At 39.9% G+C, this 11580-nt stretch carries 9 protein-coding genes and 2 pseudogenes; 1 reads left to right on the top strand and 10 read right to left on the bottom strand.

Features of this window, described 5'->3' with window-relative positions:
- Window positions 1-61 precede the first annotated feature (61 nt).
- The 7 genes from JCM2765_RS14585 to JCM2765_RS14555 form a co-directional block, all read right to left on the bottom strand.
- Window positions 62-1462 (bottom strand): FAD-dependent oxidoreductase, encoded by a 1401-nt coding sequence (locus JCM2765_RS14585; protein WP_054737352.1) that lies wholly within the window; start codon window positions 1460-1462, stop codon window positions 62-64.
- A 23-nt stretch (window positions 1463-1485) separates the two neighbouring features.
- The gene (gene arsD / locus JCM2765_RS14580; RefSeq protein ID WP_225352117.1) at window positions 1486-1800 is read right to left on the bottom strand and encodes an arsenite efflux transporter metallochaperone ArsD; all 315 of its coding nucleotides are present in this window, start codon (window positions 1798-1800) and stop codon (window positions 1486-1488) included.
- Window positions 1801-1807: 7 nt separating this feature from the next.
- On the bottom strand, window positions 1808-2137 hold the full coding sequence (locus JCM2765_RS14575; RefSeq protein ID WP_003678453.1) for a hypothetical protein: 330 nt from the start codon (window positions 2135-2137) through the stop codon (window positions 1808-1810).
- Between the two features lie 16 nt (window positions 2138-2153).
- Entirely contained in the window at window positions 2154-3449 is a 1296-nt protein-coding gene (locus JCM2765_RS14570) for an arsenic transporter (protein ID WP_054737350.1), read from the bottom strand.
- A 58-nt stretch (window positions 3450-3507) separates the two neighbouring features.
- Complete coding sequence (gene arsA, locus JCM2765_RS14565; RefSeq protein WP_054737349.1) at window positions 3508-5238, bottom strand: arsenical pump-driving ATPase; 1731 nt, start codon at window positions 5236-5238, stop codon at window positions 3508-3510.
- Between the two features lie 83 nt (window positions 5239-5321).
- Window positions 5322-5684, bottom strand: coding sequence for an arsenite efflux transporter metallochaperone ArsD (gene arsD / locus JCM2765_RS14560; protein WP_011222021.1), 363 nt, complete (start codon window positions 5682-5684; stop codon window positions 5322-5324).
- Window positions 5671-6030, bottom strand: a complete 360-nt coding sequence (locus JCM2765_RS14555; protein WP_011222020.1) for an ArsR/SmtB family transcription factor — start codon at window positions 6028-6030, stop codon at window positions 5671-5673. Before JCM2765_RS14555 ends, arsD (JCM2765_RS14560) begins: the two co-directional genes overlap by 14 nt.
- Window positions 6031-7372: 1342 nt before the next feature.
- On the opposite strand from JCM2765_RS14555, the pseudogene JCM2765_RS14550 reads away from it, so the two are divergent.
- Window positions 7373-7953: pseudogene (locus JCM2765_RS14550) on the top strand (recombinase family protein).
- 61 nt (window positions 7954-8014) lie between these two features.
- Here the strand turns inward: JCM2765_RS14550 and JCM2765_RS14545 are convergent.
- The 3 genes and pseudogenes from JCM2765_RS14545 to JCM2765_RS14535 form a co-directional block, all read right to left on the bottom strand.
- A pseudogene (locus tag JCM2765_RS14545) lies at window positions 8015-8943 on the bottom strand (IS30 family transposase).
- Between the two features lie 400 nt (window positions 8944-9343).
- Window positions 9344-9583, bottom strand: a complete 240-nt coding sequence (locus JCM2765_RS14540; RefSeq protein WP_011669001.1) for a hypothetical protein — start codon at window positions 9581-9583, stop codon at window positions 9344-9346.
- Between the two features lie 3 nt (window positions 9584-9586).
- A complete protein-coding gene (locus tag JCM2765_RS14535; protein WP_011669002.1) occupies window positions 9587-10372 on the bottom strand; it encodes a ParA family protein in 786 nt (261 codons plus the stop codon).
- Between the last annotated feature and the right edge of the window lie 1208 nt (window positions 10373-11580).

Genomic DNA, 11580 nt, shown 5'->3' with positions numbered 1-11580 from the left:
AGGAGTAGAAAGCTTAATTAATAATGAAGTGAAGTTGTTCCTTCAGTTATAAATTAATTCCTTAGCGTTTCGCATTCTGTTGTTCCCAGTTCTGTGCTGCGATTTGTACTGCATCCCAAGGTGATCCAACTGGTGGTGAATAGGATAAGTCTAGGTCGCTAATTTCGGCTACTGTCATATCATTAAAAATTGCCGTAGCAAAAATATCACTGCGTTTAGCAACTTCACTACCGTAATGACCAATTAACTGCACGCCTAAAAGCCGGCCACTTTTTTGATCACCAGTAATTCTGATCTTAATTTTTTGAGCACCGGGAAAATAAGCCTTATGGTCATCAACATCAGTTGTTACCGTGAAAGGATTAAACCCTGCCTGGATAGCCTCACTTGTCAATAACCCTGTCCGTACAACAACTAAATCAAATGCCTTTAAAACTTGTGTCCCCAGGCTACCTTTAAAGGCACGTTGAATTCCAGCAATATTAAAACCAGCAATTCTTCCTTGTTTATGTGCAGTCGTACCTAATGGCAAGTAGGTTTCACCTAATAAATGATGTCTTGTTTCCACCAAATCGCCGGCCGCCCATATATCAGGTAATGAGGTCTGCATATATTGATCAACCTCGATGGCCCCGGCAATTCCAGTTTCAGCACCTACCTTGACCAGTAGCTCATTATTTGGTTGAACACCAACAACGATTAAGACTAAATCATACGTAGAAGATTGTGTCTTTTGATGATCATTTAAGCCAACAACTTCCACGTTGCTACCAGTTTCATTAATTTCTGAAACGGTTAAACCAGTAATAACATTGACGGCATTAGCAGACAACTTTTGATGAATAATTCGGCCTAAATCAGCATCAACCGTGGAAAGTATTTCTGAACCTCGTTGAAAAATAGTGACGTCTAAATGCCGTTTTCTTAAAGCCTCCGCCATTTCGATTCCGATATAACCAGACCCAACAATTGCGACCTTCCGAACACTATCTGTAGCTATATTTCTTTCAATCGCAAAGTAATCTGCCATTGTATGCAAAATACGAACTTTACTATCTTGCTGTTGAGCTTGCGCCAGGTCCACACCTTTAATACCCGATAGTTTTGGTCTAGCCCCTGTTGCTACAACCAAGTGGTCATAATGATAAGTTTTTAATTCGCCTGTAAGCGCATGTGCTACGACTTCATGTCGTTGCGGTTCAATTTTATCTGCAATCATGTTCATTTGAAATTCAATACCAGTCGAAGTCAATTCTTGTAAATTACGATGAGCTAGCAAGTGCCAATCCGGCACTTCTCCGCTGACTGCATAAGGTATTCCACAAATTGATAAATTTGGGTACTCATCTGCTAATAATATCTGAACTTTTAATTCAGGTTTAAGTTCTTTAGCCTTTAAGGCCGCCGAAATTCCGGCGTCACTGCCGCCGATAATTAATAATTTTTCCGTTTCATTTGCCATTTAATTAATTCCTTTCACCGTTGTTAGCGAACAAATGCACGACTTAAATCCTGATGTAGATAATCTGAAAACTCTTGGAAGGTTGGATAATCTCTTTGTTTAAAAATTATACCGTTAACCATAGTAATTGGTAATACAGTGATTCCATATTTTTTTAATAGGTCATTTATTTGATGATTACGAACAAAGGCGTCCGGATTTTGTGTAAGATTTCTGCGTATGATTATATTTTCACCATCTGCATTAACATGACGTTGAATTGCGGTAGTCTGAATCAATTCTTTCTTTACACTGGGACCACAAACACCAGTTTCACAACACATCGCCTCTTCAAATATTTCAATTTTAATCGTCTTTCACCTCGCATATTAGACGATGAAAATGTTCAAATTCCTTTTCTATTTGTGTATAATCACGAAAATAGCTGACCGCTAGATTATTTAAAATCAAGTGATTTATTTGCAAAAAGGCTATTTTTACCTTATACAAGTTCTGTTGTATTGTTAATTCACTACTGTATTTTAATTCAAGCAAATTAATTTCTTGGTTGGCTTGAATCAGGTAAACAGCAGAAATTGATTCTATTTCAGCTTTCGTGGCCTGTTTCACTAAAGCATCGACTATGTTTAATCTATTAGCTAATGAATCTTGTTGTGCATACTCAGTTTGCATCATAGCAAGTCATCCTTTCTCAACCAAAAAGACTTAGCGATAACCATAAACCACATAATGTAATGAATAGGACTGGAATCGTGATCGTGATCCCAATTTTAAAATAAGTACCCCAAGCAATTTTTACGTTTTTTTGCGCCAAAACATGTAACCACACTAACGTCGCCAGCGAACCGATTGGTGTGATCTTTGGTCCTAGATCAGAACCAATAATATTTGCATAAACTAACGTTTGGTGCATTAACCCTGATACATTAGCGCCCTTGATCGATAAAGCATTGATCATTACCGTTGGCATATTATTCATCGCTGATGACAGGAACGCTGCCAAATAACCCATTCCCATGGTCGCCACAAACCGGCTACCAGTTGCCATTTTGGCGATAACACCAGCAAGTAATGTTGTCAAGCCAACATTTTGTAGGCCATAAACCACCACATACATTCCGATTGAAAAGAAGACGATGTTCCACGGTGCTCCTTTAATGACTGCCTTAGTATCAACGTGATGACTTTGTTGACCAACCAACAAGAAAATTGCGGCAATCGTAAGTGCAATAAACGAAACGGGAATGTTTAGAAAACTACTGCTAAAATAACCGATCAATAACGCCGCTAACACGACCCAAGAGAACTTAAATAATCGTTGATCTTTGATTGCAGATTTTGGTTCAGCAACCTGATCTGCATCATAATGTTTGGGTAAGGCCTTGCGGAAATACAAATATAAGATACTGATGCTGGCGATCAGTGAAAAAAGATCAGGGATCCACATTCTTAGGGCATACTCGGAAAATGTAATGCCGAAAAAGTCAGCGGAAACAATATTGACTAGATTACTAACAACTAATGGTAACGAAGTCGCATCGGCAATAAAGCCACTGGCAATAATAAATGGGAAAACCTTTTTTTCATCAAAATGTAGGGCTCGCACCATTGCCAGAACGATCGGCGTTAAAATCAATGCCGCCCCATCGTTGGCAAAAAGTGCCGCCACGATCGCACCTAAAATAACGATCAAAATGAACATACGTACACCATTGCCTTTAGCCAGTCGTGCCATATGTAAAGCGGCCCACTCGAAAAAGCCGATCTCATCTAAAATCAATGAGATCAAAATAATGGCAACAAACGACAAAGTGGCGTTCCAAACGATCCCAGTAACGGTACCCACATCTTTAAATGTGACGACCCGAAATAGCAGTGCAAGTACTGCCCCACCAATTGCGGTCCAGCCTATTGATAGCCCCTTAGGTTGCCAAATGACGAATAATAACGTGAGTAAAAATATAAAAACAGCAAAAAAGACTTGCATAATTCCTCCCAACTACCAAAATCAGGGTATCGCTACCCTGATCAATTGATATCTTTATTTAAATCGTTAATAGCGTTTGTTCAAAATCTGGTTGCCACTGTTCCACTGCAAAATGATTGGCCGAAACGTCTTTGACTTTTTCGATCCATTCAACTTCATTTTGTGCCCGTGCTTGTAAACACGGATGCGTGGTTTGTGTAGCCAGCATGCTTTGATTGACCAACCACCATGTATGGGCAATTTGCGCCCGGTTTAAATCTTCATTGAGCCGCATTGATTCGTAGACTGGCGTTGTTTCCGGTAAAGTCACCATCACGATCTCGGTTTGTTGGGGATCTTGCAACCGTGGCAATAGATCAATAATTGCTTGTGGCACGTCACCGGCTGTGCGCTTAACTTCCTGTGCATAGCTTTGAGTGGAATCTAATAGTAACAACGTGTGCCCAGTTGGCGCCGTATCGATCACCACCACGTCACTGTCGTTTTGCGCCACAATATTAGCAAAAGCGCGGAAAACCGCAATTTCTTGCGTACATGGTGAACGGAGATCTTCGGCGACATAATCAACGTCAGCCGCTTTCATGGTTTGGCGAGCCGTTGCCAGTACTTCAGCTTGATAATCTTTCAATACCTGCTGCTCGTCAATATGGCTGATCGTAACTGCCGGATCAGCTGTTTTAAAGAAATCTAGATGATCGGCCGGATCAGTGGTGGCTAGATGAACGGTTTTATGTTGGGCCACTAATTTCTGCGTGATCTGCACCGCAACCGTTGTTTTACCGACGCCCCCTTTGCCCATGGTAAAAATAATCTTTTTATCCGTCTTGATCAGATCAGCAACGATCGTATCTAAGTTGGGATAGTTATTGATCAGCGGCGGATAGGTAGCTAATGCGGGTTGTGTTGCCTGTAACACCAGGTGTAATTTATTTAAGCCGGTAACGTTGTAGGCGCGTAACGGCACTTCATACTGAGCAAATTTTTTTAATACAGCCGGCATTTGTTGTAGATCAGCCTGTTGTTGCGCAAAAATAGCCTGCGAAGCGTGATCCGTCGGTGTTTTAAGCGTGCCATTAATGATCAACTGCTGATTAGTCATGCCGATCGCGGCTAGTTCTTGTGCTGCTCGTGCTGCTTCAAGTAATGAGGCTTTTTGTGGCCGCGTCACCAACATTAATGTGGTCAAGTCCCCATTGCTTAACGTTGCTACCGCTTTTGCATAAATTGCTTTTTTATCACCCATACCGGCTAATTGGCCTAAGCAAGAAGCACCGCGATCATTTTCATCTAAATAATTATTCCACGCTGACGGTAGCTGTAGCATGCGCAAGGCATGACCAGTTGGCGCCGTGTCAAAAATAATATAATCAAAGCGCTGGTCAACCGCCGGATCAGTTAAAAAGTTGGCAAATTCATTGAATGCCGCGATCTCGACCGTACAGGAACCGGATAGCTGTTCTTCCATATTTTTAACAGCAGCATCCGGCAATACGCCGCGATAAGGGCCAACAACACTTTCCCGATACTCACCAGCTGCGGTCACAGGATCAAAATTGGCGGCAAACAACCCTGATACACCATTGATTGCTTGCGGTTTATTGGTTAATGCTGTATTGAAAACATCCTGTAAATTACTAGCTGGGTCAGTTGAAACGAGCATCACTTGATTACCAGCATCAGCCAAATTAATGGCGGTTGCACTGGCCGTCGTTGTTTTACCAACGCCACCTTTACCGGTAAAAAACAAATAATGAGTTAAATTAGCGTTTTGTGGTTGATAGTCCTGCATTGATATCCTCCTCAGTCACATAGATATTTATCTATATATAATTCAAAAGAAATGGCCGCGCCATCTCTTACCTTTAGTAAAATTTAGCAACAGCCACCATCACCGCCACAGCAACCGCCTGTTTGCTCAGCTGGCACGAAAACTAGCCCAGTATAGTCAGATAATTCATCGATCGTTGGGTACGCGCCCGTTTTAACGATCTGGCCGTCAACCACGGTGATCGGTAAAACAGCGTCAGCATCATCCTTGATGGCCGCTAAAATATCGGCTCGTTCACTAAAAACATCAGGATTATTACTTAAATTGTAACGGTCAGCTTCAATCGTTTTAACACCTTGTAAAGCATCAAAGGCAGACGTGATCATTAAGAGATTTTGATCAACGGACGGACCACAAACCCCAGTCGAGCAGCACATTGCTGGTTCAAATAATTCAATTTTTTTCATTTGTCATAACAACCTTTCCTGAAGCACATTCTTCACAATCAACACAGCCGTCATCGTGGCAAATACAGTGATCATCACTTGATAATAATTGCGCCGTATCCTGCTTAAAGGTCAGCATAAAATCGGGGCGTAACGTATAATGCTGCCACTTACCTTCCTTGCGTGCCGCAACAATACCAGCATTTTGCAAAACTTTCATATGGTGGGATAAAGTCGGCTGTGAAAAGTCGAAGTGCTCTAAAATATCACAAGCACACAAAGAACCACAGGAAAGCAGATCAATAATTTTTAAGCGATTTGGATCGGCCATTGCTTTCAGCATTTGAACATACTTTTGATAGTCCATTTGTAAGCTCCTATTCCATAATTAAGGTAATCTATTAGTTAAATACGCTAATAATAAACATTGATGTTACAGTGATACAGACTGAACTTGCTACTTTTGGTTTTGGCTTAATCAACAACAGAAAGCCAATCCTGTTTAGCAGAAAATATTCAACAAGCAGATACTTCTTGCTAATCAGTGTTGCCAAAATGAATGATTATGACCGCTTTCGTGGTGATTTTAGGGAACTTAGTTGCAAACTCCGCAACTGCATTTCCTCAACTCAACTTGCTTCAATCACCGCAAGAAACATCGTATTTTGTAAACATAGACGCGCATCTATATCTATAATATAGACCCATATCTATGTAAGCGTCAAGCTTTATTTTGAAATAAAATAGCAGCATCTATTTTAGATCATACTGAATAATCACATTCTTCCATGATTAGTTTTTTAAGCCGATAGATTAACCAACTTCAAACTTGGATCGATATTTCGTTTTGAAAATAACTTATTCAAATCCATAAAAGGAAGTCCATATGTCCCGGCGGCCTTTTTGCAGTACCAATTTTGGTACCATAATTTGATAATCATTGCTTATTATTGCTCAATCGGCCAAATTTCTATACAAAATTGGGAGAAAAAGATACCTAAACTTTCAAATCAACGGCAAACAAAAAAGCCCGTTTTATCAGGCTTTTGGCTACTTAAATCTCATATTATCCCGCTGCTTTTTTACAATATCTAGTCATTTTTTATAGTGAGCTTCCAGGGTTACTCTCCGCAGGTAGTCAGCTTTATTTTCTGTTTTCTGCGATTGTCGCATTGTTTCCACCTCCAGGATGAATCAAAATTATTGTTGTTCAGCCCCTCACCATTACTGGCTACTATGGCCTCGGCTGACTTCTGTCATGGACAACTCAACATTACTATTGAGCCTGTTCCTGCCAGAAATAACTTCCAGCTTGAGAGAACTACCATGACAGACCTCCCCGGGTAAGAGCAGTAGCTTTCGCATCAAACCGTTGGCTTTACTGTGACGGTTTCGAGTGGTCAGGGACTTCGATTTGTTAGGTAATCTCATCCCACCGTTTCCAGCCTTTTAGCCACTTCTTGTTCATCGATTCGATGTTTCGTCTAGGACTTCCTTCAGATTCTACCTCACGATAGACGCCCTTGTCTTCGACTCGTGATACCGGCCACTACGGCTCACAGCGGACTTACACCGCCTAGTTACTGCCCATGCCGGGCGCACCTTAAAAAGCGACACAACTCAACAGTTGTGGCCTCTTTTTTGATACTGTATAATTAAAGGGTTAGAACCGTGTCATTACTTAATGACATAAGTAAGGAGATAAAAAGATGAAATATGGCTATGCGCGGGTCAGTACCACTGATCAAAAATTAGCAAATCAAATTGAGGTACTAAAATTGGCAGGAGCAGAAAAAATCTTTCAAGAAAAGTTTACCGGCACAACTACCGAACGACCGGAGTTTCAAAAACTGTTGCGCGTTCTAAAAACAGGCGATACTTTGATTGTCACTAAGCTGGATCGGTTTGCGCGGAACACGCGCGAGGCATTAGCCATTATCCAAGAGTTGTTTAAAGAAAATGTCAAAGTCAACATTTTGAATATGGGCTTAATTGACAATACGCCGACTGGCCAATTAGTCTTTACAATATTTAGCGCCTTTGCGCAGTTTGAACGCGATATGATTGTCACGCGTACACAAGAAGGTAAATTGTATGCCAAGCAACATGATCCGTTGTTTCGGGAAGGGCGACCGAAACGTATTCTGATGAACAAATCAGATTTGCTTATGAGCTGCGAAAACAAGGCATGACCTACAAGATGATTGAACGAAAGACGGGGATTAGTAAACGCACGCAGCAGCGACGGTTTAAGTTAATTGAGAAACCAAGTGATACTTCTAAAATCTAAAACAGGTGAAAGATCATGAAAAAGGATATTTGGTAGATTGTGTATGTGGTAGATTGCAAATTTAATCCGAATTTTTGGACAAATTGGTCAGCATAACCTGATACGGTGTTTTCCAGTCAAGTATTTTAAGCGGTCTCTGGTTAATTTGGAGTAACGTCGTCGTTAAATCTTGAGCACTAATGTGCTCAAAACGAGTCCCCTTAGGATAAAAATAACGTAAATTCCGATTAAAGCGTTCATTACTACCACGTTCAGCTGGCGTATAAGCATGACAGTAATAGGTCTTAATACCATATTGTGATTCAAATGATACTAGCCCACTAAACTCAGTACCACGGTCCACAGTAAAACTGTGCACCGGTCCATTAAAAGTTGTTAGGAACTTAGTCAGTGCTTCATTAACACTCGCTGTCGTTCGGTCCTTTAACCGATATGCCCAAAGGAACCGTGATTTGCGATCGATTAAAGTTAATAAAACTGCCTTACTATGCCCACGAGGGCCAACGACGGTATCTAGTTCAAAATCACCGATGCGATTACGTTGATTAATCATCATGGACGCTGTTCAATCGATCGCCCCAAAGATTGATTATATTTGGATCGTTGGTCAACGTTACGCCGTTGGCGTACGCCATGTTCAGGTAGATCATTCAAGGAGAAACCAATTCTCCCCTGATTTAGCCAATTATAAATAGATTTAGTAGCTAGTTTAAATTCTTGAGCAATCATTCCTGGTGACCAGCTTAGATGTAAATGGTTGAGAATTGTTTGCTTTAACTCATCGCTCAGCTTAGTTTTCCGACCACATCGTGATCGCTTGTATTCGGCATCTGTTTGTGCTAATTCAGCCTGATAAGGTTGACATCGAGATAATTCATAAGAAATTGTTGACGGTGATCGGTTCAGCCGAACGCCCATTTGGATATTGGACAGCCCTAGTTCACAAAAGGTTTCGATTTTAATTCGTTCGGAATAGGTTATACTAGACAAAAGATCAGCTCCTAAAAGATGGGTTTGTGGTAAACACCATTTTAAAGGAAGCTGATCTTTTTTGTCCGAACAGCGTTCGGATTAATTTTACAATCTACTATGTCCTAAATGGACACAAGCAACGCTCCTAAGCAAAGCCTGTATGTACTGATTTCAGAAAAGCCCTCTATTCCGCATAATAGAGGACTTTTTTGTGTGCATTCTGCTTAATTTAAACGGACAAGTATACATCTAAAAGGTGAACGTGTTGTCTGAGAGCGCGTAATTATTTACTTTTTTCTTTGTTAGCATCGCTGGATTCCAAAGCCTGAATTTGAGTCGTAAGCGTATTTTGTTCAGGTTAAATTAAAATTGCAAGTTACTTATTACAAGTTACAAGATACAAGTTGCAGATTACAAGTTACTTGTAATCTGTATCTGGGTGACTCTTTTTATAGCTTCGAAGCCCACGCTTTATTATGTCATCTAAAATCTCAACCATTTTTGTATTTTCTTCGAAGGCAATTTTTCGAATATCATTGTAAAATGATTCTCTAACTCGTAATGGTTTTGTTTTTTCTTTTCGTTTAAAAGGAGAGTCGCCATCTTTTAATTGACTCTCTGCATCAATCTGATCTAAAAGACTTTTCTTTTCCGGCATATTCTACTCCTCCAACAGATTAATTCGTGATAGAGCTTCATCTAATACTACTTGATACATATATAAAGCCCTTTTGTCCCACATATCCTCATCTTTAATTCCACTTTTTCCGAAACGTTTAACACGTTCTCTTTGAAATACGTTCCCATGAAATAGGGCTTTTCCAAAGGCTTGATTAGCGGCTTTCAACACTTCATGATCGACAGGTCCGTCTTTTTTAACCAGATAGGCAATAATGCCAAGCAAATCAAATGATTTGTCATAGTCTTTTCTAAGCCCTTGAAGATAGCTTACAAATTTTAAAGAACTTGAGTAAGATTGCTCTTGAGTCTGCATAACCATAATTACGTAATCTGAGGCTAAAACGGCATTATTTGTATATGCTGATAGCGTTGGCGGAACGTCTATTAAAATATAATCATAATCATTTCTAATTTTTGTTAGCAAAGTTTTTAAAAATAGTGGTCGGTCACTTTTCTTATAATCTTCAAGCATATCAGGAAGCAAAGATAAGCTCCAATCACTAGGCATCAGATCAAGGTAATCTGTGACGTGTGCAATGGACTCAGATAAATCCAGATTCTTAATACCATCAGTTAAACTTTTGGAATTTTTTTGTTTGAATACAGGAAATGTTTTTTCTATAATTTCACTAGCATTTCCTTGTGGATCAAAATCAATTAATAAGGTTTTTCTATGGGCTTTATTTAATAGATAAGAAAAGGTTACACAAGTTGTTGTTTTTCCAACTCCACCTTTAAAGTTTCCTATCGTGATCGATGTGGTCATACAGGATCCTCCAGACTTGAACTTATTAGTTCATAGTCATTGTAATGCAACGAGCATAGCAATTCAACGTAAATATAAAGATACAAATTACAAGTATCAAATTACATGAAACTTGTTACAAATTACTTTTGTTATTTTTGCGATTTTTGTTTATAAACAAGCTGAATAGTGGTATGGTTAATTCATAAAATAGAACATAAAAAAACACCCACCGACGGGAATCGGTGAGCGCCACATAAAAGTCATCTAGTTTAATGACTATTATATCATGGCCGGTGCGATTTTTAAAGCCCTAGGGGACAAGCTGGGGTCTAAATCCAAGGGGACACGTTTGCCAGTGCGACTTCAATAAGTCTGGCTATACCACAACAAGGTCATCTGTACGGCTGGGTGGTGAATGGTGAGCGCGACCATTAACGGCGCGGGTGGTAAAACGAAGCTTCGGCTTGGTGCCACTGATTAGTTGGTGATCGAACAAATATAAATACGTATCATCAACGCCTACTAGGGCGTTTTTTTAGTAGGCTAAACCGAAAACGTAGGTTTATAATGAGTGGTGGTAGCAATACCGCAATTGTACAGACAAGCGACGGGCGTTAACGACCGACGAACTAAGGGGAAACTTTTAGTAGTAGAATTGTACTCTGGTTCAGTTATTCCAAATAGCTGTTTCCAGGGAACAATTCTGCGCTCAAAACGTCACTCCCTCTAAACTGAATGGAAAACCGTAACCCGTCAAGTCAAATTCCAAAGAAAAAAAGAAGTTGGTGGAATTGTTGGAATGTAAGGATTACATTGTTCCATTGAATCAAGATGTGATCGTTAAGAAGACAATCTATCGGAGTTCTGCAAGAATTACAAATCAGCAGAGAGATCAAGTGAAGAGAGTTTTGCGTAGTCAAGGGTATCAGGAAGAATTAGTAGTATTCGATACACTCGAGTAAATTACAAGTATTCATTTAAAGTATCAGTGAAGTATCGGGGAAGTGTTGGCAAATTTTTGGTTAATACAAAGAATGAGACAGTTGAATTTAAGGGAATGGTCTAGGAGTAATACCAGTAAATTTCACAAAATTTCTTTCCCCAATTAAAGCCAATCTGCGACCTATACCACTTCTTTTTTGGACAAGTTCACAATCAAAAAATAACGGAATGTGGAAGTACCGCGGTGAATGTGGGTTACTTGGGATAAGCCGCCTTATGTGAAG

It is taken from the genome of Secundilactobacillus similis DSM 23365 = JCM 2765 (genome assembly GCF_001311075.1).
Classification (GTDB): domain Bacteria; phylum Bacillota; class Bacilli; order Lactobacillales; family Lactobacillaceae; genus Secundilactobacillus; species Secundilactobacillus similis.
This window is presented reverse-complemented; position numbering and strand designations above follow the sequence as displayed.